At 38.5% G+C, this 25,842-nt stretch carries 29 protein-coding genes; 17 read left to right on the plus strand and 12 right to left on the minus strand.

Features of this window, described 5'->3' with window-relative positions; all coding sequences use genetic code 11:
* Positions 1–15 precede the first annotated feature (15 nt).
* The 9 genes from GGR22_RS06455 to GGR22_RS06495 all read left to right on the plus strand — a co-directional run bounded on the left by GGR22_RS06455 (position 16) and on the right by GGR22_RS06495 (position 6,132).
* Positions 16–1,377 carry an RHS repeat domain-containing protein gene (locus GGR22_RS06455; RefSeq protein ID WP_246336918.1) on the plus strand — a complete coding sequence of 454 codons (1,362 nt, stop codon included), beginning with the start codon at positions 16–18 and terminating at the stop codon, positions 1,375–1,377.
* The gene (locus GGR22_RS06460; protein WP_182492994.1) at positions 1,365–1,682 is read left to right on the plus strand and encodes a hypothetical protein; all 318 of its coding nucleotides are present in this window, start codon (positions 1,365–1,367) and stop codon (positions 1,680–1,682) included. Before GGR22_RS06455 ends, GGR22_RS06460 begins: the two co-directional genes overlap by 13 nt.
* A gap of 202 nt (positions 1,683–1,884) precedes the next feature.
* The gene (locus tag GGR22_RS06465; protein WP_182492995.1) at positions 1,885–2,280 is read left to right on the plus strand and encodes a hypothetical protein; all 396 of its coding nucleotides are present in this window, start codon (positions 1,885–1,887) and stop codon (positions 2,278–2,280) included.
* Between the two features lie 176 nt (positions 2,281–2,456).
* Positions 2,457–2,990, plus strand: coding sequence for a hypothetical protein (locus GGR22_RS06470; RefSeq protein WP_182492996.1), 534 nt, complete (start codon positions 2,457–2,459; stop codon positions 2,988–2,990).
* A 319-nt stretch (positions 2,991–3,309) separates the two neighbouring features.
* Positions 3,310–3,723, plus strand: coding sequence for a hypothetical protein (locus GGR22_RS06475; RefSeq protein WP_182492997.1), 414 nt, complete (start codon positions 3,310–3,312; stop codon positions 3,721–3,723).
* Positions 3,724–3,739: 16 nt separating this feature from the next.
* Positions 3,740–4,195 carry a hypothetical protein gene (locus GGR22_RS06480; RefSeq protein WP_182492998.1) on the plus strand — a complete coding sequence of 152 codons (456 nt, stop codon included), beginning with the start codon at positions 3,740–3,742 and terminating at the stop codon, positions 4,193–4,195.
* 208 nt (positions 4,196–4,403) lie between these two features.
* Positions 4,404–4,931 (plus strand): hypothetical protein, encoded by a 528-nt coding sequence (locus GGR22_RS06485; RefSeq protein ID WP_121375530.1) that lies wholly within the window; start codon positions 4,404–4,406, stop codon positions 4,929–4,931.
* 23 nt (positions 4,932–4,954) lie between these two features.
* Positions 4,955–5,467, plus strand: a complete 513-nt coding sequence (locus tag GGR22_RS06490; protein ID WP_182492999.1) for a hypothetical protein — start codon at positions 4,955–4,957, stop codon at positions 5,465–5,467.
* Between the two features lie 71 nt (positions 5,468–5,538).
* A complete protein-coding gene (locus GGR22_RS06495) occupies positions 5,539–6,132 on the plus strand; it encodes a hypothetical protein (protein ID WP_182493000.1) in 594 nt (197 codons plus the stop codon).
* 60 nt (positions 6,133–6,192) lie between these two features.
* Here GGR22_RS06495 and rnhA read toward each other — a convergent pair whose 3' ends face one another.
* From rnhA to purN, 3 genes are read right to left on the minus strand one after another with little or no spacing between them, the layout of a single operon-like run.
* On the minus strand, positions 6,193–6,672 hold the full coding sequence (gene rnhA, locus GGR22_RS06500) for a ribonuclease HI (protein WP_182493001.1): 480 nt from the start codon (positions 6,670–6,672) through the stop codon (positions 6,193–6,195).
* Positions 6,672–7,271 carry a hypothetical protein gene (locus tag GGR22_RS06505; RefSeq protein ID WP_121375547.1) on the minus strand — a complete coding sequence of 200 codons (600 nt, stop codon included), beginning with the start codon at positions 7,269–7,271 and terminating at the stop codon, positions 6,672–6,674. The genes rnhA and GGR22_RS06505 overlap by 1 nt, the downstream gene beginning before the upstream one ends.
* 2 nt (positions 7,272–7,273) lie before the next feature.
* Positions 7,274–7,834, minus strand: coding sequence for a phosphoribosylglycinamide formyltransferase (gene purN, locus GGR22_RS06510; RefSeq protein ID WP_121375548.1), 561 nt, complete (start codon positions 7,832–7,834; stop codon positions 7,274–7,276).
* 175 nt (positions 7,835–8,009) lie between these two features.
* Here purN and GGR22_RS06515 point away from each other — a divergent pair, with 175 nt between their 5' ends.
* From GGR22_RS06515 to GGR22_RS06540, 6 genes are all read left to right on the plus strand, one after another.
* Positions 8,010–8,246, plus strand: a complete 237-nt coding sequence (locus GGR22_RS06515; protein ID WP_007137004.1) for an acyl carrier protein — start codon at positions 8,010–8,012, stop codon at positions 8,244–8,246.
* A 178-nt stretch (positions 8,247–8,424) separates the two neighbouring features.
* Complete coding sequence (fabF, locus tag GGR22_RS06520; protein ID WP_121375549.1) at positions 8,425–9,678, plus strand: beta-ketoacyl-ACP synthase II; 1,254 nt, start codon at positions 8,425–8,427, stop codon at positions 9,676–9,678.
* A gap of 7 nt (positions 9,679–9,685) precedes the next feature.
* The gene (gene rnc / locus GGR22_RS06525; protein WP_121375550.1) at positions 9,686–10,426 is read left to right on the plus strand and encodes a ribonuclease III; all 741 of its coding nucleotides are present in this window, start codon (positions 9,686–9,688) and stop codon (positions 10,424–10,426) included.
* Between the two features lie 114 nt (positions 10,427–10,540).
* Complete coding sequence (locus GGR22_RS06530) at positions 10,541–11,029, plus strand: IPExxxVDY family protein (RefSeq protein ID WP_121375551.1); 489 nt, start codon at positions 10,541–10,543, stop codon at positions 11,027–11,029.
* Between the two features lie 2 nt (positions 11,030–11,031).
* Complete coding sequence (gene pyk / locus GGR22_RS06535; RefSeq protein WP_182493002.1) at positions 11,032–12,462, plus strand: pyruvate kinase; 1,431 nt, start codon at positions 11,032–11,034, stop codon at positions 12,460–12,462.
* A gap of 113 nt (positions 12,463–12,575) precedes the next feature.
* Positions 12,576–13,349, plus strand: a complete 774-nt coding sequence (locus tag GGR22_RS06540) for a Bax inhibitor-1/YccA family protein (protein WP_182493003.1) — start codon at positions 12,576–12,578, stop codon at positions 13,347–13,349.
* A 235-nt stretch (positions 13,350–13,584) separates the two neighbouring features.
* Here GGR22_RS06540 and GGR22_RS06545 read toward each other — a convergent pair whose 3' ends face one another.
* From GGR22_RS06545 to GGR22_RS06555, 3 genes are all read right to left on the minus strand, one after another.
* Positions 13,585–14,100: a PAS domain-containing protein gene (locus tag GGR22_RS06545; protein ID WP_317169775.1), complete on the minus strand. Its 516-nt coding sequence runs from the start codon at positions 14,098–14,100 to the stop codon at positions 13,585–13,587.
* A gap of 79 nt (positions 14,101–14,179) precedes the next feature.
* On the minus strand, positions 14,180–15,268 hold the full coding sequence (gene dinB, locus GGR22_RS06550; protein WP_182493004.1) for a DNA polymerase IV: 1,089 nt from the start codon (positions 15,266–15,268) through the stop codon (positions 14,180–14,182).
* Positions 15,269–15,338: 70 nt separating this feature from the next.
* Positions 15,339–17,420, minus strand: a complete 2,082-nt coding sequence (locus GGR22_RS06555; protein WP_182493005.1) for a recombinase — start codon at positions 17,418–17,420, stop codon at positions 15,339–15,341.
* 81 nt (positions 17,421–17,501) lie between these two features.
* On the opposite strand from GGR22_RS06555, the gene GGR22_RS06560 reads away from it, so the two are divergent.
* Together GGR22_RS06560 and GGR22_RS06565 are read left to right on the plus strand one after the other, a co-directional pair.
* Positions 17,502–17,975, plus strand: a complete 474-nt coding sequence (locus GGR22_RS06560; protein WP_182493006.1) for a CYTH domain-containing protein — start codon at positions 17,502–17,504, stop codon at positions 17,973–17,975.
* Positions 17,976–18,004: 29 nt separating this feature from the next.
* Positions 18,005–18,922 (plus strand): alpha/beta hydrolase, encoded by a 918-nt coding sequence (locus GGR22_RS06565; protein ID WP_182493007.1) that lies wholly within the window; start codon positions 18,005–18,007, stop codon positions 18,920–18,922.
* Positions 18,923–18,924: 2 nt separating this feature from the next.
* Here GGR22_RS06565 and GGR22_RS06570 read toward each other — a convergent pair whose 3' ends face one another.
* From GGR22_RS06570 to GGR22_RS06595, 6 genes are all read right to left on the minus strand, one after another.
* Positions 18,925–19,536 carry a DapH/DapD/GlmU-related protein gene (locus tag GGR22_RS06570; protein ID WP_182493008.1) on the minus strand — a complete coding sequence of 204 codons (612 nt, stop codon included), beginning with the start codon at positions 19,534–19,536 and terminating at the stop codon, positions 18,925–18,927.
* 12 nt (positions 19,537–19,548) lie between these two features.
* A complete protein-coding gene (locus GGR22_RS06575) occupies positions 19,549–20,247 on the minus strand; it encodes a GNAT family N-acetyltransferase (protein ID WP_182493009.1) in 699 nt (232 codons plus the stop codon).
* 76 nt (positions 20,248–20,323) lie between these two features.
* Positions 20,324–20,773: a DoxX family membrane protein gene (locus GGR22_RS06580; protein WP_182493010.1), complete on the minus strand. Its 450-nt coding sequence runs from the start codon at positions 20,771–20,773 to the stop codon at positions 20,324–20,326.
* Between the two features lie 89 nt (positions 20,774–20,862).
* Positions 20,863–21,141, minus strand: a complete 279-nt coding sequence (locus tag GGR22_RS06585; RefSeq protein ID WP_182493011.1) for a hypothetical protein — start codon at positions 21,139–21,141, stop codon at positions 20,863–20,865.
* A gap of 137 nt (positions 21,142–21,278) precedes the next feature.
* On the minus strand, positions 21,279–22,679 hold the full coding sequence (locus tag GGR22_RS06590; RefSeq protein ID WP_121375560.1) for an efflux transporter outer membrane subunit: 1,401 nt from the start codon (positions 22,677–22,679) through the stop codon (positions 21,279–21,281).
* Positions 22,669–25,839: an efflux RND transporter permease subunit gene (locus GGR22_RS06595; protein ID WP_182493012.1), complete on the minus strand. Its 3,171-nt coding sequence runs from the start codon at positions 25,837–25,839 to the stop codon at positions 22,669–22,671. Before GGR22_RS06595 ends, GGR22_RS06590 begins: the two co-directional genes overlap by 11 nt.
* Positions 25,840–25,842: the final 3 nt, after the last annotated feature.

Consider the following 25,842-nt stretch of genomic DNA (forward strand, 5'->3'; position numbering starts at 1 on the left):
TGAATAACTACAACTTTGTGTATCAAAACTAATAATATAAAAATTGAGTATCTTTATACAACAGACGGCAGGAAGGTACGTAACGATGCCCCCTATGCTTCTGGAAGCGTAGCCGGAGGCGTCGGCATCATGTCGATGGACTATCTGGGCGGATTCCACTACCAGGGGACGGCACTGAAGTTCTTCCCGACCGTAGAGGGCTATGTCCAGGCCACGGCGCTCAAGGTGGGCTTTGCCTACAGCTATGTATATAACTATACCGACCATCTGGGGAACATCCGCCTGAGCTATGCGCAGGATCCGGAAAACCCGAACGTTCTTAAAATTCTTGAGGAAAGCCACTACTATCCGTTTGGGCTCAAGCACACCAACTATAACTCGGACCAGCTCGCCTTTAAGGAAAAGGACCCGGGACCGGGACTTATGCTGATGGCTGCCGCTGCGGCTGTCGATCCCGTGCCGCAGTTTGTGTATAATTATAAATATAACGGCAAGGAGTTTCAGGACGAGATGGGGATGAACTGGTATGATTATGGAGCGAGGAATTACGATCCTGCCATTGGAAGATGGATGAATATGGACCCGTTGGCAGAAAAATATTTTAATTTTAATCCATATAATTATGGGATTAATAATCCTGTATTATTTATTGATCCTGACGGAATGGAAGTAAAAGAATATAGTTGGGGAGTTAGCTATACAGAAAAAGAAGCAGAAGATATATTTAATAAATTAAAAAATAAAACGAAATCTTCATCTGATAATGATATAACCGTTGATTCAAAGGGTAAAGTTACTAATGTAAAAATAAATGACAAGCCTCATAGAGTTTTTGATGAAAAAGGAAATCAACTACATGTTAATGATAGTAATTTTGACTCAGACTGGCTGGGAGCTATTCAAGAAGATGATCAATTATATCAATTAATAGACGATGAAATGATATTAAATTTTTTAATGAAAGCTGGAGTAGGTATGAGCCCTTGGCTACGATTTAATGGAATTGGTTATTTAAAAACCGCCATGAAATCTCATGGAATCGCAGACTTTGGCTATAGCCAAATGAGAGATCATTTTAAACTATACAATACTGAATATGATGGTTACGAAGCAGGGGATGGATCTTTTTTTAGAGTTGAAGGGCAAAAAAGCATTTATAATTTTGCCGATTTCGGACAGTTTTTATGGGGAGCTTGGATGAGATCAAATACTTATACAATGATTGAAGCAAAAGGTGGAGCTCATGTCAACAACTTTATTTCAACTATTTTATCAACAAATAGAAGTGGAGGTTTTTCAGATTCTCCAGCCGATCAACGAGCAATACAAAATGGTTATAATTATATGAAAAACCTTCTTTTAAAATGGAAAAAATAATAAAAAAAGCGGCACGCATTAATTTCTTATCAGCCATAATAATCGTTATGGCCGGAATAACTCAATTATCTTTATATGGCGAATATATAGTCTATCGAAGAATAAAGGCTATATTAGGATATTTTATTATTTTACCTTCTTTGTTAGTATGCTTAATAAGCATAATTATAGTTTTAAATTATTATTTTAAAAATTTCAAAAAGCCTTTTAAATGGCTTTATTTGACCATACCATCAATCCTGATTTTTGGTTATGCTTTTTTTACATTACTTTTTATTTTAATTAAAGAACTTAATCACTTATAATGGCAATGTATCAGATTAGGTGTTTTTACACCCACCTAACTATCTGATAAAGATATAAATGTAAAGTTTACAAATAAAAAAGAGACGATCAATTGGGTCGTCTCTTTTTTATTGAAGGCTTTTGAAGCACCTTAGTGTATCAAAATAAGTGATGAAACAGGGAGATATCTAATTTTAACAGGATAGAAAATTGAGTATCTTTATGCCGCAGACGGAAGGAAGGTGCGCAAGGATGCCCCCCTATGCTTCTGGAAGCGTGGCCGGAGGCGTCGGCATCATGTCGATGGACTACCTGGGCGGGTTCCACTACCAGGGGACGGCGCTGAAGTTCTTCCCGACCGCGGAAGGCTATGTTCAGGCTACGGCGCTCAAGGTGGGCTTTGCCTACAGCTATGTGTACAACTATACCGACCATCTGGGGAACATCCGCCTGAGCTATGCGCAGGATCCGGAAAACCCGAACGTTCTTAAAATTCTTGAGCAAAGCCACTACTATCCGTTTGGGCTCAAGCATTCATCTGGCAACATGACAGCTTACGGATTGCCACAAGACTCTCCGACGGATGTTTTACCAGAAAATAATAGAGGATATACTTAACCGTCGGTTGTTCTTGGATATAAGGAGCAAATCCAGTCATTACCACCTGGACAAATTGGAGGTACACCTCAAGTAAATTATACGCCAACGGCTGGATTCTATGATACAAATAACAATCCGATAATCACTGTTCCTTTTTCAGATTTACAAAGCGCAATCAAAAAAATAAACGCAGAATGAGAAAAATTTTAGCTATAATAATAGTATCGACCTTAATAAGTTCATGCGGTTCGTATCTGGACTATGGCAACGACATTCATACAGAGTATATGGACTTCAATTATATGGAGAAGTACAATGAGTTTATATACAAATCCAAAATTAATGCATCTGCTGGCAGCAAAGTTTACTATACAACGCACTTCAGCGTCAACCTTCCCAAGAAAATTAAAAATTGGCAAAGCTCAAGCAATGAATTTTTCTTTGAATACGACGGGAAAGAAATAATCTATATCAATTCTGGATATAAAAACAAAGGAGAAGCAGGAAAATGGACAATGAGGGAAACTAATGGCGATGAGATTTACAAGAAATTAAGTTCCTACTGGGACAAAAGAAAATATGATGAAAATTCTTTAAACGGCTCTAAGTCAGGTCGCGCTTCAAAAGTTTATTCTGACGGGAAAGCATTGATTTTGTTGTATAATGTTAAGGAGAAAAACTTTGAGAAGTACTTGGAATTGGTAAAAAGTTTTAAATATATCGATTAATGCAAATAACAACTTTACCAATACATTTTGAAGACTACAGTGGCTTTGAATTCGGGTAATGTATCAGATTAGGTGTTTTTACAAAATAGCCACCTAACTGCCTGATAAAGAATGTCAGTTTAAAGTTTACAAATTAAAAAAGAGGCGACTAATTGGTCGCCTCTTTTATTTTCAAGGCTTTTAAAGTCTTAGAATACTTTTGAAGTATCTTAGTGTATCAAAATGGGCGATAAAACAGACATATATCTAATTTTAGCAGAATAGGAAATTGAGTATCTTTATGCCGCAGATGGAAGGAAGGTGCGCAAGGATGCCCCCTATGCCTCGGGAAGCGTGGCGGGAGGCGTCGGCATCATGTCGATGGACTATCTGGGCTGGGTTCCAGTACCAGGGGACGGCGCTGAAGTTCTTTCCGACTGCGGAAGGCTATGTGCAGGCCACGGCCCTCAAGGTGGGCTTTGCCTACAGCTACGTATATAACTATATGGATCATCTGGGGAACATCCGCCTGAGCTATGCGCAGGATCCGGAAAACCCGAACGCTCTTAAGATTATTGAGGAAAGCCACTACTACCCGTTCGGGCTCAAGCATGCGAATTATAACTCGGACCAGCTCGCCTTTAAGGAGAAGGATCCTGGACCGGGGCTTATGCTGATGGCTGCCGCTGTCGATCCCGTGCCGCAGTTTGTGTATAATTATAAGTACAACGGCAAGGAGTTTCAGGATGCCTAAAAAATTTAATAGAAAAATGAAGAAATTATTATTTATCATTGCGTTACTCAGTATTTCAATATGCAGTGCTTATTCTCAGAATAAAACGATTAAAGGAAGAGTGATTTCTGAGTTTTTTGAAACGATGCCAGGAGTGTCAATTATGATAAATGATTCGATCGATATTGGTAAAACAGATCTAAATGGTTATTTCCAAATAGATATTCCTATTTCTGTGAAAAAAATATTTTTCGGGTCTGTTGGATTGGATCCGACAAGTATAGAGCTTTTAAATAAATGTGATGAAGTTGAGGTTGTAATAATGTTAAGCGACACCTATGATTTTATGACTCTCAAGAAGGTAGACCGACTTCGAATGAAAAGATTCAAAAAGCTACCAAAACTACATAAAGAAGCATTTGAGAAAGGCATATTTAAAACAGAAAAAGCTTGTTATTCGCAAGAGTTTATACCCTATTGTAAGAAAAATTAAATATGAGGTAATGCCTAAGAAGTATTGACGCCGGTAATGTATTCAATTGTGTAAATTAGTAATTAATTTTTAAAGAAAAGAGGATTAGATTACAGCAAAGAACCATTATCGGATTATATTCTAAACGATATAAAAAGAACTCATCCTAAAGATTGGCAAGAATATTCAAAAAAGTATTAGCAAACTACAATTTATAACAATCATTAAAATGAAGAAATATTTTGTAATTTGTGTTGGCTTGACGGTTTTTTCTTCGTGCAATTCTTGGAAATCAACAATAAAATCAGATGGAGGATATGAAATTGCAATCACAAATGCGATTATTGATTTCAGTCATAAAAGTTCTTTAGCCAAAAATGACAGCACTTTTATTGTTGATATTAAAGAAATAAATGATGAAATAATTTGTATTGGCTTATTAAGCAGCGTCGGTAAATTTATCATAACAAAAGACGGGAAGAGGAGTCGATTACCCAATAGATATTTAGAATATGAAAAAAAGCTGTTTTATTGGAATGACAAGAATTTTGAGTCAAATGAACAGATTATTTACAAGCTCAATGATTATAATTTAATAGATTCTGTTGAAACTGTTGCTCATGCCGAATTTATTATTGATGATGCAAAAAAAGGGGCTAAATATTATTTCTGCAAAAGAAATCTGAAGAACTATAAAAAAGTAACTACAAATAAAGGAATGGGAGATTATAAAGTCCCAAAATTAAATTGTGATTAAACCAAGAGTTATAAAATAATTATATGAAAAAAGCACTTATTTTAATCGCCAGCACATTTATAGGATTACAATTGCCTCAAATAATTACCTTGAAAGAATATTATGATGGCAAAGGAGTAATATTTGACAAAAATTATAAATATCCATTTATAGAATCTGATTATAAAGAGCCTTTTACTCCTACTCTAAAACAAATTAAACAAGCAGAAGATTTGTTTTTTTCAAGCTATTATGAATATAGAACAAAAGTATTGGATAGTTTTAAATCAAACCATAAACTAGATACAAAGCTGAAAGAACCTAAAAAGGTCAAAAATAAATTCTTTAAGTACTATAGACAATATGCTGGATATACAAATAGTTCAAACGACAGTATTATTTATATAGGGTTATTCAATTTTTCTAATCAGAAAAAAGCCAATGACTATTTTGAGGGATGGGATAAAATTTTATGTTTAGGCAGTGGTAAGTTTTATCAAGACAATCAAGAATTCTACATTATGAATCTTACTCAAAAGAAAATTGTATTTAAATAATCGGTAATTTATTAGGGTTAAGATAATTTGTTTTAAACACGGATTACAATCCGAACCATTGAAAACATATCATGAGAGTACCATATAAACATGTATTATTACTGCTAGCAATAAATTTATCACTAACTATAAATTCTTGCAAGTCTAGACTGGAGGGCAATACTGACATTTACCCGCAAGCCGTGAATCTGATTATCAATAACAGTAAAGACCTCCCCTTAAAAAAAGAAGTTATTTTTATTTCTGATGAAACTATCCCTTTTAATTTAGAAACACTATCTCTTGGAATGGTTCAAAAAAAACACATTACTGATTACGATGAGATGAAAAAACACAGCGAGGATGAATTAAAAAAGATTGATCAGGTTAGGGATTCATTATCTCAAAAGAGCAAACTTTATAACTTAAATTTTAAACGAAATCAAAAGAATGCAGTGAGTCCAAAACACAATAGGCTAAGCAACAAAACCAAATATGTATGCTTTTTTTCATTACAACAAGAAGATTTCTTGTATTGTGAATTACGAAAATTTGATAATACTATTAATTCTGATATGCTTTCTTCAGAGGAATTATCTTATGGGACTTCATATAGTTATTTATTTAAAATTAGCAACAATAACCCTATTGTTTTGGTCGCAAATGGGAAATCGTATTTAAATTAGACAGAAGACATTTAAAACAATTTCAAATAAAACAACAGACATCATATTCCTTGTTTTAAATTATAACAACCCCTTCTCTTCCCGCTCATAAAAAGCATCCACAGACAAATTAGGCAATGTTGATGCCATAACGGCCAATTGATCGCAACGTTCGTTTTGCGGATGGTTGTTGTGCCCTTTTATCCATTTGAAATCGATCTGGTGCTTTCTGTGGATCTTGAGATAGCGCATCCAAAGGTCGGGATTCTTTTTATCCTTAAAACCCTTCTTTTCCCAGCCAAAGACCCAGCCTTTAGTGACGGAATCTACTACGTATTTTGAATCAGAAATGACCAAGACTTTGGTATTTGTAAACTTGAGCTTTTCTAACCCTACGATAACCGCTAAAAGCTCCATTCGGTTGTTGGTGGTATGGCGAAAACCTTCGTAGAATTCTTTTTTATAGGGCTTGCCTACCCACTCCATCACTACGCCATAGCCGCCGGGACCTGGATTTCCTTTGGCAGCGCCGTCGGTATAGATGTGTACTTCGTGGGACATTATTGATTCCTTAATATTATGCTTTCTACTAAAGTTTTGAATAATTCTGAATTATCTTCCTTACCTAATTGTTCAATAAAATTTATTGATATATAATATCCTTTTCTTAGGATATAATAACTATCACTATTGATTTTATATTCATTATTGGCGTTTTTCAATTTAAAATTGACTGAAAATGAAATAGCGTCATTTTTTGAAATTTTAACGACTGAAGGTTTCTTAGCAAAAGTAAAATCATCAAGTACTTTTTCAGCTTCAACATTTGACATTTCTACAGATTTCAACAGGTCTTCAATGTTTTTAGCGTTTGTATTCAAAACTCTAATTTTTATCGTAGGGATTATTCCAGCATATTTTTTAGGATTGTATTTTGTGTAAGTCACTAAATTCAAACCTCCTCTATCACTTACGATTAGTTCATTCAATTGTTTAGTATTGAAATCGAATTTTTTGATGTTTTCCAACACTTCCTTTTCTTCTGATATTGTCCAGCCTTTAGGGACTTGAATTGAAAAGCCTATGTTTTCAACTTCAAATCTATCTTGTCCAAAAACGGAAAAAATGGGAAGCAGCAAAAGAAACAATAATGATTTCATAATTAATTTAGTTTTTTTTCAATAACTTCAGGAAAATAGATATGCTCCAATTCCTGCACTTTTAACGCTATTTCTTCAGGAGTCGTGCAACTGCTTACTTCAACTTCCGCTTGAAAAATCATAGCGCCTTCGTCATAGTTTTCGTTTACGTAATGGATGCTGATACCGGAGTGCGTTTCTTTATTCTCTAAAATGGCTTTATGCACATTCATGCCATACATTCCTTTTCCGCCATATTTTGGAAGCAGGGCCGGATGGATATTGATAATCTTGTTAGGGTATTTTGCTATAATATCGCTTGGAAATTTCCATAAAAAACCAGCCAGCACGATCAAATCGGGCTCTAAATCGGCAATAATCTCCAGTACTTTTCCTGTATTGAGCTCTTCTTTTGTAAAAATATGAGTCGGAACCTGAAGATATGCTGCTTTTTCTAGGACTTTGGCATTTGGGTTGTTTGAAAAAACCGCAACTGTCTCGGCGGTCTTTTTCTCCTGAAAATATCGGATGATGTTTTCAGCGTTGGAACCCGAACCCGAAGCAAACAGGATGATTTTTTTCATTGGGACGTCGTTAATTATGGCACAAAAAAAAGAATAATAAATGATATTAAATACATTTTAGGGGGCTTTGTGAAATATTTTTTTTAAATTAGTACTCACATTTATCAACTAAAACGTTGTTTTAAAATAAAGTTTTTTATTTTTGCCAACAATTAAATTCAAAAATTAAAAGATTATGTCAGACATTGCATCAAGAGTTAAAGCGATTATCGTAGACAAATTAGGCGTTGACGAAAACGAAGTTGTAACAGAAGCTAGCTTCACAAATGATTTAGGAGCTGATTCATTAGACACTGTTGAGCTTATTATGGAATTCGAAAAAGAATTTGATATCCAAATTCCAGACGACCAAGCGGAAAACATTGCTACTGTAGGTCAAGCAATTTCTTACATAGAAGAAGCAAAAAAATAATAACAATTAACATCCCGTGCATTCCTAGAGTTCACGGGAGTTATTATTTTTACAAAAGATTCAATCCTTGATTGCTTTCAATCATTAAGATATTATGCAATACCCCTGTCTCTTTTTTATGACTAAGAAGAAAGCATGGGTATTTTTTATATAAATTTATAACTATAAAATTGTAAGTATGAAATTAAGAAGAGTTGTAGTAACTGGTTTAGGTGCCTTGACACCCATTGGAAATAACGTCCAAGAATATTGGGACGGACTGATCAATGGCGTCAGCGGTGCTGCTCCTATAACTTATTTTGATACCACTCATTTCAAAACTAAATTTGCATGCGAGCTGAAAAACTTTAATGCAGAAGATTTTATAGACCGCAAGGAAGCTCGTAAAATGGACCGTTATGCGCAATATGCTATCGTGTCGTCTGACGAGGCTGTAAAAGATGCCAAATTTGATCTTGACAAACTAGACAAAGACAGAGTTGGGGTAATCTGGGGTTCCGGAATCGGAGGTCTTGAAACGTTCCAGCAGGAAGTAATGGACTTTACGAGAGGAAGCGGCGTACCAAAATTCAACCCTTTCTTTATACCAAAAATGATTGCTGATATCGCTGGTGGCCATATTTCTATAAAATACGGCTTTAGAGGACCGAACTTCACGACAGTTTCTGCGTGTGCGTCTTCTACCAATGCGCTTATCGACGCTTTCAATTATATCCGACTTAATCATGCCGACGTAATGGTTACTGGTGGTTCTGAAGCTGCTGTGACAATTGCCGGAATGGGCGGATTTAATGCCATGCATGCACTTTCTACAAGAAATGATGATCCAAAAACGGCTTCAAGACCGATGGACAAAGACCGTGAAGGTTTTGTTCTTGGCGAAGGCGCGGGTGCTTTGATTCTTGAAGAGTATGAGCACGCTATTGCCCGTGGCGCAACTATTTATTGCGAAATTGGCGGCGGCGGTATGTCTGCTGACGCGCATCATATCACGGCACCACATCCGGAAGGATTAGGCGCTAAAAACGTAATGTTGAACTGCTTGAGAGATGCTGGCTTGAGACCAGAAGATGTAGACGGCGTGAACATGCACGGTACTTCTACTCCACTTGGCGATATTGCAGAATCAAAAGCAATCCAGCATGTATTTGGAGAACATGCATATAAGCTGAACCTGAATTCGACCAAATCAATGACAGGACATTTGCTAGGTGCTGCTGGAGCGATTGAAACAATTGCTTCGATCTTATCTATCAAATACGGTATAGTTCCTCCTACGATCAACCACTTTACGGATGACGAAAACATTGATCCAAAACTAAACTTTACCTTTAACAAAGCTCAAAAAAGAGACATGAACGTTGTCATGAGTAATACTTTTGGCTTTGGCGGACACAACGCTTGCGTTTTGGTGAAAAAACTAGACTTATAATATTCGAATGAGTATCATTAGAAAAATATTTACAAATTCCCGTTCTCAAGAAGACGGGATTTTTTTTACTGATATCCAAAAAATACTAGGATTCAAGCCTAACAATCTTGAATGCTATCGAAGGGCTTTTACACACCGCTCTTCTAACAAGCTCGATTCTGACGGAAACCAGATCAATTACGAACGCCTTGAATTTTTAGGCGATGCCATGCTGAGCTCTGTCATCGCAGCGCATCTGTTCAACCAGGTTCCTTCGGGAGATGAAGGCTATCTGACTAAAATGCGCTCTAAAATAGTGAGTCGCGAACACTTGAACGAATTAGGCCGCGACCTCAACCTAATCCGCTTTATCGAAAGCAAGGTTCCTGCACAGCATTTTGGGGAAAACATACATGGAAATATCTTTGAAGCACTTGTAGGGGCTATTTATTTGGACAAGGGGTATATGTATTGCGAAAAGTTTATCAAAAAAAGAGTTATCCTACCTTACGTAGATATTGCCAAACTGGAAGGCAAAGTCATCAGCTACAAAAGCTTGCTGATCGAATGGTGCCAGAAAGAAAAAAGGACTTTTCATTATGATGTTTTTGAAGACAACGGCATCGACGGACAGCGTTTCTTTGGCGTCAAGCTGAGCATTGACCAGAAAGTAGTTGCTAAAGCGAGAGCTACTTCTAAAAAGAAGGCAGAGGAAAAAGCTTCTCAAAGAGCGTATTTTGCTTTTCAAGAAAAAATCAATACTAAATAATTGTAAATATCTTAAAACTATATCGTTTTCGTTGATAAATTAACGTTAACCTAATTGTTTTTTATATAATTCCTCATTAAATATAGTTATATTTACGACTTATTTAATTTCAATATGGGCATCCATAAGTTGCATCTTGACGAATTTGATGAAGTTGACTATGAGCTGATTGCTATTCATACTTCATTAGAAGATTTCAGATTGGCTTTCTTCATCAATCAGCAATTACCTATTATCTTGAGCCGAAGCAGTGACGAGATTGGCGTAAAAACCAAAGAAGGAGAAGCTATGTTCACGAAATTTGGGTATGATGATGTTGCCAAAGACATCCAATGGAGCTTGGTTCAAAACAAAAACGAAATCATCACTCACAAAAAGAGCAACAAACAGGATCTTTTTTTGGATGAAAATGTGGAGATAACCACTAAAGTCTATCTTCTTCCGGAACTCAAAAAAGTAGATTATTTTTTAAAAATCGAAAACAACTGCAGCACATTTGAAATCGAAGATATACTGCAAAAACTAAACAAAATAGAATGGATTACGACCGTATATGAGGTGTTTCCAGACAAAATAAAATCTAAAAACAATTTAATTTTCTAATAATGTCGACAAGAAAAAAAACAAAGATCGTAGCTACATTAGGCCCCGCATGCAGCACCAAAGAGGTCCTGAAAGACATGGTTGATGCCGGAGTAAATGTATTTAGGATTAACTTTTCCCATGCAGATTATACCGATGTAAAAGCCCGAATAGATATGATCCGCGAACTGAATGATGAATTTGGATACAATACCGCAATTCTGGCAGATCTTCAAGGACCGAAACTTCGTGTTGGCGTCATGAAAGAAGACGTCATTGTAAGCAAAGGCGATATCATTACGTTCCAGACGGCCGAAGATGTTCCTGGAACAGCCGAAAGAGTCTATATGAACTACAAGCAGTTTCCTGCAGATGTAAAGTCAGGAGAAAAAATCCTTCTTGACGATGGAAAATTAATGTTTGAAGCCATTGAAACTAACGGAACGACAGAAGTAGTTTGTAGAGTCGTTCAAGGCGGTCCGTTGAAATCTAAAAAAGGAGTCAACCTCCCAAACACAAAAGTTTCGTTGCCAGCCTTGACGCCAAAAGACATCAAAGATGCTCTTTTTGCTATCGAAAATCAGGTGGATTGGATTGCGCTTTCTTTCGTAAGAACTTCGGAAGATCTTCAAGAGCTTCAAGACTTGATTTCTAAGAATTCTGCTCATAAGATTCCAATCATTGCCAAAATCGAAAAACCAGAAGGCGTTGAAAATATAGACAAAATCGTAGCTTTCTGCGATGGATTGATGGTAGCTCGTGGTGACCTTGGGGTTGAGATTCCAGCACAAGAAGTTCCGTTGATTCAAAAGAAATTGGTACAGCGCGCTAAAACGGCCCGTATTCCTGTAATTATCGCTACACAGATGATGGAAACGATGATTACGAGCCTGACGCCTACACGTGCCGAAGTAAACGACGTCGCCAACTCTGTTATGGATGGAGCTGATGCAGTTATGCTTTCGGGAGAAACTTCTGTCGGGAACTATCCTGTACAGGTTATTGAAAAAATGACGCAGATTATTGAAGCCGTGGAAGATTCTCCGCTGATTCAAGTACCGCAAAATACGCCACAAATCAGAACGAAACGTTTTATTACGAAATCCATCTGCCACCACGCGGCTTTGATGGCCAACGTAATCAAGGCGAAAGCCATTTGTACGTTGACGAATAGCGGCTATACGGCTTTCCAGATTTCGGCTTGGAGACCGCAGTCGCATATTTTGGTTTTTACCTCCAACAAAAGAATCCTTACGCAGTTGAACCTTTTATGGGGAGTGAATTCGTTCTACTACGATAAATTCGTGAGCACGGACGATACTGTTACCGATGTCAACGAAATGGCAAGAGAAAAAGGATATGTAGACAAAGGTGATTTCTTGATCAATTTGGCCGCTATGCCGGTTGCTGATAAAGGAATGGTAAACACCTTGAGGGTTTCTGAAATAGAATAGCCAAAAACAAATTACAACCCAATCCGTTAGCTTCTAACGGATTTTTTTATTCTCTTATTCCAAGGAAAATAGAAAAGAAAAAATTATATTTGGCTGAATTAAAACAAACGATTATGAATTTCAAATCAAATAATCCATTTTTAGGCAACAAGAATTTCAGCAAGCCTGCTGTTCATTCCTATAACCAAGACGAAAACACAACCTTGATTGATTATGGTCAAGAAATGACCATTTCTGGAACCATCAACAAAAGCTTTTTTATGCTTTTGCTGCTCACCGCAACCGCTTCTCTTACTTGGTGGCTTGCCTTTAACGGCACGAATCCGCTTCCTTTGGCAATCGCCGGAGCTGTCATCGGGCTTGTTTTGGTATTGGTTTCTTCATTCAGACCGCAATATTCTTCTTATCTGGCTCCTGCTTATGCTTTGTTTGAAGGATTGTTCGTTGGAGGGATCTCTGCCGTTTTTGAAGCTATGTATCCAGGAATTGTAATCCAAGCTGTGGGCGCTACGTTTGTAACCTTCCTAATCTGCTTTGGATTGTATAAATATCAAATAGTAAAAGTAAACGAGCAATTTAAATCTGTAGTTATAGCCGCAACATTGGCTGTGGCTACGTATTACCTAATTTCATGGTTGCTTTCTATGTTTACGAGCTTCGTGCCTGTACATCATGGAAATTCTTTGATGAGTATCGCAATCAGTGTTGTAGTGATTATTATTGCTGCCCTGAACTTATTCCTTGATTTCGATTTGATCGAAAAAGGCGTAAGAAATCGCCAGCCAAAATATATGGAGTGGTTTGGCGCCATGGGATTGATGATTACCTTAGTTTGGCTGTATATTGAATTCTTGAGACTGCTTTCTAAGCTTTCTAGTAGAAACTAGCCTAAAAACTTTCTATAACTAAAAAGGGTTGACTTTCGTCAACCCTTTTTTCGTGCTTACTTTTGCAGGCAGCCACTAATCTGCCCACTTAAAGTTTAAAGCCCACTTACCCCCATTATATAATTCAATGAGTTGCAAAGCTATTCGAACGACCCAAATGCCACAAGGGGAAATTTCCCCTTTTTTAGGGGGATAATGACTGAAATAATTATAGAAGTGAAAGTATAAGCTGCTATTAAGCCGCTTTTTCAAAAGCAATGAAATTTACGACCTGCTTTTTGCTGTTAAAAATCGGGAATGCTTTGATATGGCAGGAGTAAGTTTCTCCGTTTTTTTTATAATTGATAATCGTCTTTTCAAAAGGCTTTTGGAAATCAATCGCCTCCCGAATCTGCTTTAAGTCTTTTTTAGACGTCTTGCTTCCTTGGAACATTTTGGGCGTTTTCCCAACAATTTCTTCCGAAGTATAGCCTGTCATCTTGAGGGTATTTTCTGAGGTAAAAACAATTTTTAAGCTATTGTCCGTCACAACGATTACATGATCTTGCTGCAGTTCTTCTTCAAAATTCCAGTTGAATTTCCAACGATTTGCTTTCGAAAGTTCTTTCAGTTTGGATAAGTCAGAAAGAGCAAGCTTGAGATTGTCAAGGTATTCGCCAAAAAAATCCCACGAATATAAAGGCACGGGCATACTGTCCAGCGTGCTGGAATGCTTTTCTATTGCATTTTCATATTCTGTGAGGTTTGACACTTTAAATAATTTAAGCAAAGATAAATTTATAGAATAGAGTTTTTCAAATCTGCCTAAAGTTTAACTATTGTTGAAGGTATCAGAAATCAAATTTCAGCTGGACGACTACCGTCTTTTTTACTTCTGTATTGAGGTTCCCTAGCGAAATCCCAAGCAATCGGACAGAGTCTTTCATCTTTTCCTGATACAGCAGTTCTTTGGCCACATCTAGGATAAGGCTTTTGTCCGAAATAAAATAAGGCATCGTCTTGCTTCTGGTTTGGAGCGAGAAATCGCTGTATTTTATCTTTAGGGTGACTGTTTTTCCTGCAATATCATATTTCTTTACCCTGCGCTCTAAAGTTGCCGCAATAGACTCCAGCCGTTCGACCATAAATATTTCAGAAGTCAGGTTTTCATTAAAGGTATGCTCTGCTCCTACAGACTTGGCTATTCTTTCTGATTTTACGGCACTATTGTGAATGCCGCGGACAACCGCATAATAAAAAGTTCCCGATTTCCCGAAGTGCTTGGCCAAAAATTCTTCTGATTTTTCTTTTAGGTCTTTGCCAGTAAAGATGCCCAGCTGGTACATTTTTTCTGTGGTGACCTTTCCTACACCGTAGAATTTACGAATCGGGAGTTCTTCCAGAAAAGAAAGGACTTCATCTGGATTGACTGTCTTTTGTCCGTTGGGCTTGTTGAAATCGGAGGCTACTTTTGCAATAAATTTGTTTATGGAAATACCTGCAGATGCCGTTAGCCCGATTTCTTCAAAGATTCTTTTTCGGATTTCCTGCGCAATCAGCGTAGCGCTTGGATTGCCTTTTTTGTTTACCGTGACGTCGAGATAGGCTTCGTCAAGCGAAAGCGGCTCGACCAAATCGGTATACTCATAAAAAATCTGACGGATCTTATCTGAAATCTCCTTATAGCGTTCAAAGCGTGGCCGTACAAAAATCAGGTCGGGACAGTTTTTCTTCGCAAGATAGCCACTAATGGCACTACGAACGCCAAATTTCCGTGCTTCATAGCTTGCCGCTGCCACGACGCCTCGGGTTCCGCCTCCGCCAACAGCAATCGGCTTTCCTCTTAATTCAGGATTGTCCATTTGTTCCACAGAAGCATAGAATGCATCCATATCTACATGTATGATTTTCCGGTTCTGAATTTGTTCCTGTTCCTGCATAACCTACAAGAAAAAAGTAGTTCTTGATCTACATCCGCTAATTTAAAGCTTATTTAATTGCCTTTCCTTCTTATTTCTTAGTCTCTGAAGCCAGATATACTTCTTCTGTTGGTGATTTCGATCTCCTTTCTGAAGGAAAGAAGAAACTCATCGGCTTGCTCTTGAAATGTTTCCAGATGGACGAGATAATAAATCGTATTTCTAACAGTGGAATATCCCTAGAACGGAAGGCCAATCCCAGCGATAGGGCAAAACTTACCAAGAAATTGACTAGGCCAATAACGCCAATTCCGATAATTCCCCATGCTATTAACGACAAAGTTACCATAAAATCTGCTCCGTACAGCCCTAAGGCCAAATTGCCGCTGGCGAAGGTAATATGCCTAACATCTAGATTTAGTCCAAAAAACAAGCCTATTGAGGCTGTAGAGCCCATGAAAACCCCAAACCAAAGATTGGAGATGACACCTGCCCATTTTTTCTCATAAAGATCTGCTAGTTTTTTGGTCTTGTTCCTGCCGAAAGTCATCTTCAAGACTGGATGCTCTTGTATCCTATAATACACTTGGTGATGTTTGTCTCTGTTGGCTATGCTTCCAGAGATAATTCCGGAAAGGAAAAGAAAAATTCCTGCAATTGCCGCATGGAAAATGGCCATGGAATGAACCGGACTCAAATCTGTAAGCAATTTTGTCCATTTAGAAGCAGCGATATTGTATCCGAAGGCATAATCAATGAGCCAGATTCCCAACAAGGAAATTGGAAAAGCCATGATTACGTTTCCTACAAAAGCAATAAACTGTGACCTAAAAACTCGGGCAAAAAGCACAGCAAACGCCTGGTGTTTTTCGGATGGATTGCCTTGTTTTTTCATACCCTGTTCTAAAGCGCGAATCAAAGCCGAAGCTGTCATTGCTGGCTGTTTTGTTGCCAAAGTAAAACCGCATAGGTAAATCGCGATAAATCCGAGCGAATAATTCATGCTGTATAAAAAAGCATGACCGAAATCGCTCGTCTCAACTTTTCCGAGCAGTACTTTTATAATGCAAAGAATTCCGACAATAAGCCCTCCTCCTAAAGCCGCGCGAAACATCTTGAAATATTCCTGCCTGGTTTCTGTAATGTATTTTTCTCCTGTTTTTGCGGTATGCTGTGTCACTTCATACGACAAAAGCTGCGTGCTTTCGCTTACGAGTCCTCGGATATCATTCTTATAGCAATTGTATTTTATGAGCTTGAGCGCTAGTTGGATTCCGTTATTCGTTTTGTTTTCTTCCCGATCGACAACCAAAAGCGGAATCAATACTTTCAATCGGTGGAGCTGTTGGCGAATGCGAAGCAGGTTTTGGTTAACTCGTAATGAAATTCCATATTTTGAAGAATTAGCAAAGGCTTTTTCGACAAAATCATCGCATTGCTTGTGCAGTATCAGCAATTGTTTGTAATAAAGATCGGAAGACGTAATAAAATGTTTGTTTTTTGGATCTCGAAGAATGTCATCAATCTGATGGAGTTCTTTTTCAAAAGCAGCAAAAGGACTTTCCAAACTATCGTATTCGGGAACCATTTTTATGACATCGGTTTCCATCGCACGTCCACTGATACGCTGCGTGATAATGTTCATAGAAAGCAACATTTCTGACAGTACCGAATCTTCTTCAATCGTATCATAAATCGGCTTGAACAGCAACAAATCATGAAGTTTTTCAATCTGCGAAATAGAAATTTTATTTACCCAGATCGTATCGGTATTCATATAAAATACCTGATTGAGTACATATTCTAAGGAATTTTTGTTTGGCTGGTAGGGTAATAATTTAGAAAAGATTCTCTTTCTAACTTCAAAAATAAAATCGACATCGCGCAGGATTCCTGCGTCAGAAAGAAATTTGTTGAATTTTTTATTGTGAAGCAGTTTTTTCAGATAGTACGAAAACTGCAGTCTAATGAAGTCGTTTTTATGAAGAAAATCTAACAATTCTTGTATGTCGACAGTTTTCACTGTCTTTGGTTTTTTCGGCCGTATGATACTGACTAACTGCACTAATAGTTCGATTTCATCATTCGCCTGCGTCCATAACTGGCTTTCGTCAAAATAGTGCGTCAAAAAAGAGGTGATGGAAATTTTCGGCTTGGATTTTCTGTTTTTCATGGAGTTTTAACTTAAGCTTATATTGTAAAAATACGAATAGAAGGGCATTTATCAGTAACTTCGTCTATAAAAACACATCTTATGCTCGAAATAGAAAGAAAATTCCTTGTCAAATCTGATGATTTCAAGGCTGTTGCTTTCGCCAAAAACCAGATTGCACAAGGCTACCTCAACAGCCATCCTGAAAGAACCGTACGCATCCGAATCAAAGGAGAAAGCGGCTTTCTGACCATAAAAGGAAAAGGCAATGAAAGTGGGGTTTCGCGTCTTGAATGGGAAACTGAAATTCCGCTAACAGAAGCCAAAAGCCTCATCAAGCTTTGTGAAAATGGCGTTATCGATAAAATACGTTATGAAGTAAAAGCAGGAAATCATATTTTTGAGGTAGATGAATTTTTTGGCGACAATGAAGGATTGGTCGTTGCTGAAATCGAGCTCCAATCGGAAGACGAAGCTTTTGAGAAACCCGAATGGCTAGGTCAAGAAGTTACCAACGATGAACGCTATTACAATGCTTTTTTAAGCAATCATCCGTATACGACTTGGAAAAAATAACTCCAGATTATAATTGCATTATTTATAGAATGAAAAAATACTTTATCGCATTTTTATTGCTGTTGGCAGCTTACGCTATGGTTGCCCAAAAAATGACAACGCTGACGTATTTCCAGAATGATACGTTAAAGCTCGACTTGGATTTGTTTCTTCCCGAAAAAGCTTCCAGTGAAAAGCTTCCTTTGCTTTTGTATGTGCATGGCGGCGGATTTTCGGGAGGCGAAAGGCAGTCGGGTTATGACCTCTGTCGCTATTTGGCTAAAAATGGTTACGCAAGCGCAACTATAACGTACACTTTATATGCGAAAGGCAAGAAATTCAGCTGTGACGGTATTCTTTCAGAAAAAATAAAAGCTTTTCAATATGCGGTGAACGATTTGTGGCTGGCCACTTCGTTTTTTATAAAAAACAGCGCCAAATATACTATTGATACTTCAAAGATTTTTATTGCTGGTTCTAGCGCTGGAGCCGAAACCGTGCTTCATGCCGCTTTTTGGGATTTCAAGACAATGAATCTTTACAACAATTCGTTGCCGGAGAATTTTAGATATGCGGGCCTTGTTTCGGGAGCAGGCGCTATCATGGACCTGAATCTTATTACGCAGAAAAATACAATCCCGATGTTCTTTTTTCACGGAAATGGCGATTCGACCGTACCTTATGGAACAGCGCCACATCATTATTGCAAGACAAATGCTTCGGGCTGGCTGATGCTTTTTGGGTCTTATTCGATTTATAACCGTTTGTTAGAGATGGATGGTTCGGTATCGCTTTATACTTTTTGCGGCGGCGGCCATGAATACAGCGGCTACTTGTTTGAAAAGGAACAGCATCATATCTTGAATTTCTTAAATGATGTCTCAAAAGGGAAGAAATTTCAAAATCATGAAATCATTGCTACGGGAAAGAAAAACGACAAATCGGCTGCCTATACATTTTGCGACTGATATTATTCTGGCTTGTATTGTTCGATCAATTCTAGTCTTTTCACAATTGATTTCTTCTCTAATATCGTTCCGGGTGACAGTACCGCATTGGCTCCAATCCGAGAATCGTCACCAATTAATGAGCCGAACTTATCTGATTTTGTGTCGATGACATGTTCTTTATAGAGCACAGAAATATTTTTGACCTCCCTTTCGTTATAGTGATTGGCCGCAATAGAACCGGCTTCAAAATTGACATTCCTACCTACAATGCTATTTCCGACATAATTGAAATGCGCAATAGCAGTTCCAGAACAGATAATACTGTTTTTGATTTCACATCCCGGACCAATCTTAACCGATTTATCAAGATAGGCGCCTTCTCTGAAATAGGCATTGGCTCCAACAAAACAATTTTCTCCAACTATGGTCGGCTGTTTTAAAATGGCTCCGCTTTCGATTACGGCTGTCTTATGGATGGCAATTCCGTCTTGTATTTTATAGTCGTCCCCCAATCCAGAAATAATCTTATATAGAATTTCTTTGAGGTTGTTGGTTATTTCCCACGGAAGCATTTCTGTATGGTTTGGGAAGTTTTGCGTAAAATTGTCTATAAAATCATGTATCGAAATCATTGTCATTGGTATTTAAATCTTGCTTTCTTTGTGCTTTACTATATGCCAAAAACTAATCTTGCGTCTTGTTCTAAATCCGAGTTTTTCATAAAGCTTTATGGCGCCTTCGTTATTTTCGACTACATGCAGGTAAGGCGTCTTATTTTGAGCAAAGATGGCGTTTGCGGCATGAGCGACCAATTGCTTGGCATAGCCTTTTCCCGTATGTTCTGGATGCGTAATTACAGCGCTGATCTCGACGAAATCTTTCATCTTCATGCGCTCTCCTGTTACGGCAACTAGCTGGTCGTTTTCGAAAATCCCAAAATAGTTCCCTAGTAAGGCTGTTTTCTTTTTGAAATAGCCCGGCTGAACCAAATTGACCAAATCATATAAGGCATCTATGTGTTCTTCTGTCAATTGAATGATAGTGTCTTTCGGCTCAACAGCAATTTTGCTATCAACAATCATTTGGGCGCATATTAATTCGTTCTTCAATACCAACTGGTCAGAAAGCACAGGCTTATCTCCTACTATAAAAAAACTATCGGCTAATAAGGAATAAGCATCGATATTGCCTGAGTTGTCTTCTTGGATTTGAAAACCTCCAAACGGACAATAATCTGGATGGTAAAATTTTATGTTTTTGTAATTCATTGCAAAATCCCGATGACTTTCGGATAAAGAATGCCAAACGGGATTGTCTAATTTTGTATCGTCTTGAAAATTCATAATCAATCTAGGATGTGGCTATCTGAAACAGGCGCACACTCACAAATATAGCGATTTCAAGGTTTTCTAAAGCAAGCTATACTTGCTTATTTTTTGCCAAAATATAGTTATCTAGGCTATAGTTATAGCTGCCGATCGTACTCAAAAGAAAGGCTGCAGCGGCTCCCGTAAATACGGAATAGTCTAACGGCGGTTTTAATCCGAAGCTCAACGTCATTGCTATGGCAAAGCTGACAAGCAGGATACCCGAAAATAGTGAAGCCCATTTTAGCTTGTAACCGATAATTAATAATAAAGGCAGCAATATTTCTAAGGCTGTTGCGACATACGCCAGCAGTGTTCCAACTTCTGGGGAAGCAAAGGAATTGACCGAATTTGAATATTCAAGAAAATTGCTCCAATTTCCCCAGCTGACTGATTTGCTGCCGGGCGCACCCCATAGTCCAAAACGGTCTGCTACTGCTGACAGGAACGATACCGAAAGGGCCGTTCTTAAAAAAACCTGAGAGAAAGTTTTCATTTTCATAGCGATTTATTTTTAGCAAATTTCAAAAATATTCTCGTACGAAAACTTAAACTACATTAAGAAATGCAGGCTCAGTAATTTATGTAGCCTTATTCGTTTTTGACAGGGATAGAACGGTATACCGACGAACCTCCTACCTCATCAATATTTACATCTAATTCATCAGAAGTATTGATGCTTCTGATATTCACATCAATCGAGCCATCTGCATTGAGGGGAACTTGTGCGTAATTTTTAGATGGAATCATCGTATTGTTTGGTCCTGCTGCATAGGCTTTAGGAATGATCTCAATGTTTTGCAATGTCAGAATTGTCAAGCATAGCGCAATGATCGTTAAAACCAGTTTTGTATAAAAATCTGTCTTCATAATGTATTGTTTTTAAGATTGTTTCTTGAGGCGTACCAAAATCAATGCCACTAAAAACAAAAAACCACCGAATATCGAAATATCCGGTGGTTTTGAACAAAAACAAAATCAATCATAATTCCGCAAGCGGAACTATATTATTGCCATCCGCCTCCAAGGGCCCTGTATAATTGGATAATGGCATTGTATTGTTTGTATTTATTGTCAATTAAATTCAATTCGGTATTCAAGGCATTGTCTTTAGCCGTCAATACTTCTAGATAATTTACCAGACCGTAAGTCAATAATTCATCAGAATAGTCGGCTGCTTTTTTAAGGGCATCGACTTGCTTTTCACGAATCGTAATTTTTGCCGTTTCGTTATTGTATTGCGCCAAAGCATCAGAAACTTCTCTTCCTGCCGTAAGCAATGATTGCTCAAATTGCAGATAGGCTTTTTCTTGATTGGCCTTTGCCACTTCAAAACGAGTCTTGATTTGTCTTTGGTTAAAAATCGGCTGTGTCAATCCTGTAACTACATTCGCAAAAAAGGAGTTGGCACTGAACCATTGCTGCAAATCAATACTTTGAAAACCGCCGGTTGCCGTTACTTTGAATGTAGGATAGAAGTTGCTTCTGGCTACATTAGTCTGCTCAAAAGTAGAAATTAGGTTGTATTCTGCCGCAATAACGTCTGGTCGATTACGAAGCAATGTTGCTGGAACACCCAATGTAATTTCAGGCTGCATCGCTTGGTCTTCTAACGTGCTTCTTTCTATTTTTCTAGGCGATTCTCCTAAAAGAATACTCAAGGCATTCTCCAAAATAATTACATTGTTTTTTAAATCGGCTATGATTATTTCGGTAGCATATTTCTGTGCTTCTGTCTGCTTTACTCCGACCTCGTTTACATTTCCTGCATCTTTAAGGGCAAGAATAGTCTCGATGCTTTCGTTTCTGTTGATCAATGTCTGTTCTGCTACTTTGATTTGGGCATCCATAGAAAGCAACTGGTAATAAGTAGATGCGATATTAGCTATCAGCTGTGTCTTTACAGCTTGGTTGGCGGCTATTGTCTGAAGATACGCTGCATTCGCTGCACGCTTGTTACTTCTGATTTTCCCCCAGATATCGGCTTCCCAAGAAAGCGTTCCTGTCAACTGATATTGGTCGGTACTTCTGTCTTGCAAAAAGGAACCCAATTGGCTGTTTTTGGAAAGCTGCTGGTGTGTCCAATCAGCATTTCCTGAAAGTGTCGGGAAATAGCCTGCTTTTCCTTGTTTCATCGTTGCTTCTGCCGCTACAATATTCTGCATGGCAATTCGGATGTCCAAGTTATTCTGCAATCCTTTTTTGATATGGCCTTGCAGGATAGGATCTGTAAATACTTTGTCCCATGAAACATTGGCAAGCGAAGTAGAATCTGTAGAAACGACTTCTGTCCTGTAAAGGTCCTCTGTTTTCATCTCCGGCCTGTCGTATTTTTTCGCGACGAAGCAAGACTGCATCACAACTGCCGCTAGGACAAGTAGGCTTATTTTATATATCTTATTCTTCATATTCTTCGTTTAAAAGTATAACGTCAGACTCTTTTTCTTGAAATGGCTTGCCGGAAATTCTTTCCTGCAGTGACTGGAATATCACGAACAATACCGGAATTACGAATACTCCGAATATGGTTCCGATTAACATACCACCAACAGCACCCATACCAATAGATCGGTTACCTACAGCTCCAACTCCAGAAGCTAATGCCAATGGCAACAGACCGAAGATAAAAGCCAAGGAAGTCATCAAGATTGGTCGGAGACGTGCTTTTGCTCCTTCAATCGCAGACTGCATCAAGTCCATTCCGTGGCGTCGCCGTTGGATGGCAAATTCCACGATCAGGATGGCATTCTTCGCGAGTAGTCCGATAAGCATGATTAGCGCTACTTGGAAATAGATGTTATTTTCTAATCCGGCCAGCTTCACAAATCCGATTGCTCCGGCAATACCTACAGGCAAAGACAGCAATACAGACAATGGAACTAAGTAGCTTTCATACTGCGCACTCAACAGGAAGTAAACAAATATCAAGCTTAAAAGGAATACGCCTGCTGCTTGTGTCCCAGCCAAAATTTCCTCACGGGTCATACCCGAAAATTCATACGTATAGCTTTTTGGCAAATGTTGCGCCGCTACTTCTTGAATTGCCTTGATAGCATCTCCAGAACTGTAGCCCGGCTTCGCTTTTCCGTTTACGTTAACTGCCTTCAACATGTTGAATCTCGCTACAGCTTCCGGTCCATAAATTCTTTTGAAATCGATGAACTGGCTGATGGCAACTTGCTGGTTGTTGGCATTTCTTACGTAGATATTATTAATCGATTCTTCTGTCGCTCTGTCTGATGGTTTCGCTTGAATCATTACACGGTACTGTTTACCGAATTTATTGAAATCAGTCGTATACAATCCTCCATAATACCCTTGCATCGTATTGAAGATGTCTGAAATGGATACTCCAGCATCTTTAGCTCTTTCCACATTGATATCCATTTGGTATTGCGGGAAGCTTGGGTTGAAATTGGTCATCGCATATTGGATTTCCGGCCTTTTCATCAATTCGCCCAAGAATTCGTTGCTGACTTTGCTGACGGTTGCCCAATCATCATCGCCTTTATCTTGAATCTTGAATTCGAAACCGTCTGCTGTACCAAATCCTTGAACACTCGGAGGTGTAAAGAACAAAGCTCTAGCGTCTTTGAAATGGGCAGTTCTTCCGAAAAGCTCTCCAACTACAGCATCTACTTGCTGGTTGGCTTCTTTACGATAAGCCCAATCTTTCAATTTGATTACGGTAAAGGCATACGAACCTCCGTTTACGTTGTTCAGCAAGCTGAATCCGACAACGCTCATCCTTGCTTCTACGATATCCATAGAGGCCAAGATAGAATCTAATTCGTTTACTGCTTTTTGTGTTTTTTCTAATGTTGTTCCTGGAGGCAGTGTTAAATCGGCCATGATGATTCCCCTGTCTTCATTAGGAATAAATCCTGCAGGAGTCGTCTGGAACAAGAAATAAGTAATCCCTACAAAAACCAATAATGCTACTCCAGTTACCCATTTTTTTCGTACCAAGAATCTTAACGAGCCTGTATATTTGTCGTTCATCTTGTTGAACCCTGTATTGAAAGCTAAGAAAAATCGGTCTTTCAGGTTCTTTTTATGATGATCTGAATCTTTATGCGGTTTCAAGAACAGGGCACATAATGCCGGGCTCAATGTCAAGGCGTTTACTGCCGAAATCAAAATCGATATCGCCAGCGTAATCGCAAACTGCTGGTAGAATACTCCCGACGGTCCGCTTAGGAACGATACCGGAATAAATACCGCCGACATTACCAATGTAATCGAAACGATCGCTCCGGAGATTTCGCTCATCGCAGAAAGCGTAGCTTCTTTTCCAGATTTGGCTCCTTCGTCGAGTTTGGCGTGCACCGCCTCGACGACGACAATGGCATCATCGACGACAATACCGATCGCAAGGATCATCGCGAACAACGTAAGCATGTTAATCGAGAATCCGAAGAGCTGAAGGAAGAAGAACGTTCCGATGATTGCTACTGGTACAGCAATAGCAGGAATCAACGTAGAACGGAAATCTTGCAGGAAGAGGAATACCACGATAAATACCAAGATGAACGCTTCTACCAAAGTAGAGATTACTTTACTGATCGACGCATCAAGGAAGGTTTTAGTGTTGTATGGAATTACGTAATCTACTCCTTTTGGGAAGTCAGGTTTTGTTTCTTCCAAAATCGACATTACTTCGGTGATGATATCTTGCGCATTAGAACCTGAAGTCTGGAATACCCCAACGGCTACACCTTCTTGGCCCATCGCAATGTTTTTCGTACCGTAGTTGAAACCTCCTAGTTCTACGGTAGCAACGTCTTTCAGATGAAGGAAGTTACCATTTCCTGTAGATTTGATTACAATATTTTCATAATCTTCAATTTCGGAAAGCCTTCCTTTATATTTGATTACGTATTCATACACTCCTTCGGCATTTTCACCAAATTTACCTGGCGCGGCTTCCACATTTTGTTCTTGCAGTGCGGCTTGGATGTCTTTTGGCAATACGCCATACGTAGCCATTTTTTCTGGATCGATCCAGACTCTCATCGAGTAGTCTTTCGCTCCGAATACGTTTACCTGTCCGACTCCTTTTACACGTTGTAATTTTGGAACCAAATTGATTTTAGCGTAGTTCTGGATATAGGTCTCGTCAAAGTCTTTGTTTTTTGAATAAAGTGCAAAGAACATCAAGGCACTCGTCTGGCTTTTTAGGGTAGTAACCCCAGTCTGCACAACTGCCTGAGGCAATTTGCTTGTGGCACGAGAAACTCTGTTTTGAACGTTTACGGCTGCAATATCCGGATCCACTCCAAGCTCGAAATACACCGAAATTTTGGCAGAACCGTCATTGGCAGCAGAAGAAGTCATATAGGTCATTCCTTCTACACCGTTGATTTCTTCTTCGAGCGGTGTCACGACACTGTTCAATACCGTTTCCGCATTGGCTCCAGTGTATGTAGCGTTTACCTGAACCGTCGGCGGAGCGATTTCAGGATATTGTTCTATCGGCAGGGACATCAATCCCAAGATTCCCAAAATGGTAATCAGGATGGATATTACGGTCGAAAGAACTGGTCTTTCTATAAATGTCTTTAGCATTGA

It is taken from the genome of Flavobacterium gossypii, assembly GCF_014138495.1.
Lineage (GTDB): Bacteria > Bacteroidota > Bacteroidia > Flavobacteriales > Flavobacteriaceae > Flavobacterium > Flavobacterium endophyticum.

Excerpts from the sequence above, each read along its gene's own strand:
- GGR22_RS06595 (WP_182493012.1), bottom strand. The coding sequence starts at position 25,839 with ATGCTAAAGACATTTATAGAAAGACCAGTTCTTTCGACCGTAATATCC.
- GGR22_RS06495 (WP_182493000.1), top strand. The coding sequence starts at position 5,539 with ATGAGAGTACCATATAAACATGTATTATTACTGCTAGCAATAAATTTA.
- GGR22_RS06465 (WP_182492995.1), top strand. The coding sequence starts at position 1,885 with ATGCCGCAGACGGAAGGAAGGTGCGCAAGGATGCCCCCCTATGCTTCT.
- GGR22_RS06530 (WP_121375551.1), top strand. The coding sequence starts at position 10,541 with ATGGGCATCCATAAGTTGCATCTTGACGAATTTGATGAAGTTGACTAT.
- GGR22_RS06555 (WP_182493005.1), bottom strand. The coding sequence starts at position 17,420 with ATGAAAAACAGAAAATCCAAGCCGAAAATTTCCATCACCTCTTTTTTG.
- GGR22_RS06590 (WP_121375560.1), bottom strand. The coding sequence starts at position 22,679 with ATGAAGAATAAGATATATAAAATAAGCCTACTTGTCCTAGCGGCAGTT.
- GGR22_RS06460 (WP_182492994.1), top strand. The coding sequence starts at position 1,365 with ATGGAAAAAATAATAAAAAAAGCGGCACGCATTAATTTCTTATCAGCC.
- GGR22_RS06565 (WP_182493007.1), top strand. The coding sequence starts at position 18,005 with ATGAAAAAATACTTTATCGCATTTTTATTGCTGTTGGCAGCTTACGCT.
- GGR22_RS06540 (WP_182493003.1), top strand. The coding sequence starts at position 12,576 with ATGAATTTCAAATCAAATAATCCATTTTTAGGCAACAAGAATTTCAGC.
- GGR22_RS06485 (WP_121375530.1), top strand. The coding sequence starts at position 4,404 with ATGAAGAAATATTTTGTAATTTGTGTTGGCTTGACGGTTTTTTCTTCG.
- rnc (WP_121375550.1), top strand. The coding sequence starts at position 9,686 with ATGAGTATCATTAGAAAAATATTTACAAATTCCCGTTCTCAAGAAGAC.
- GGR22_RS06575 (WP_182493009.1), bottom strand. The coding sequence starts at position 20,247 with ATGAATTTTCAAGACGATACAAAATTAGACAATCCCGTTTGGCATTCT.
- dinB (WP_182493004.1), bottom strand. The coding sequence starts at position 15,268 with ATGCAGGAACAGGAACAAATTCAGAACCGGAAAATCATACATGTAGAT.
- pyk (WP_182493002.1), top strand. The coding sequence starts at position 11,032 with ATGTCGACAAGAAAAAAAACAAAGATCGTAGCTACATTAGGCCCCGCA.
- GGR22_RS06480 (WP_182492998.1), top strand. The coding sequence starts at position 3,740 with ATGAAGAAATTATTATTTATCATTGCGTTACTCAGTATTTCAATATGC.
- GGR22_RS06585 (WP_182493011.1), bottom strand. The coding sequence starts at position 21,141 with ATGAAGACAGATTTTTATACAAAACTGGTTTTAACGATCATTGCGCTA.
- GGR22_RS06570 (WP_182493008.1), bottom strand. The coding sequence starts at position 19,536 with ATGATTTCGATACATGATTTTATAGACAATTTTACGCAAAACTTCCCA.
- GGR22_RS06560 (WP_182493006.1), top strand. The coding sequence starts at position 17,502 with ATGCTCGAAATAGAAAGAAAATTCCTTGTCAAATCTGATGATTTCAAG.
- GGR22_RS06515 (WP_007137004.1), top strand. The coding sequence starts at position 8,010 with ATGTCAGACATTGCATCAAGAGTTAAAGCGATTATCGTAGACAAATTA.
- GGR22_RS06580 (WP_182493010.1), bottom strand. The coding sequence starts at position 20,773 with ATGAAAATGAAAACTTTCTCTCAGGTTTTTTTAAGAACGGCCCTTTCG.
- purN (WP_121375548.1), bottom strand. The coding sequence starts at position 7,834 with ATGAAAAAAATCATCCTGTTTGCTTCGGGTTCGGGTTCCAACGCTGAA.
- fabF (WP_121375549.1), top strand. The coding sequence starts at position 8,425 with ATGAAATTAAGAAGAGTTGTAGTAACTGGTTTAGGTGCCTTGACACCC.
- GGR22_RS06470 (WP_182492996.1), top strand. The coding sequence starts at position 2,457 with ATGAGAAAAATTTTAGCTATAATAATAGTATCGACCTTAATAAGTTCA.
- GGR22_RS06490 (WP_182492999.1), top strand. The coding sequence starts at position 4,955 with ATGAAAAAAGCACTTATTTTAATCGCCAGCACATTTATAGGATTACAA.
- GGR22_RS06475 (WP_182492997.1), top strand. The coding sequence starts at position 3,310 with ATGCCTCGGGAAGCGTGGCGGGAGGCGTCGGCATCATGTCGATGGACT.
- GGR22_RS06505 (WP_121375547.1), bottom strand. The coding sequence starts at position 7,271 with ATGAAATCATTATTGTTTCTTTTGCTGCTTCCCATTTTTTCCGTTTTT.
- rnhA (WP_182493001.1), bottom strand. The coding sequence starts at position 6,672 with ATGTCCCACGAAGTACACATCTATACCGACGGCGCTGCCAAAGGAAAT.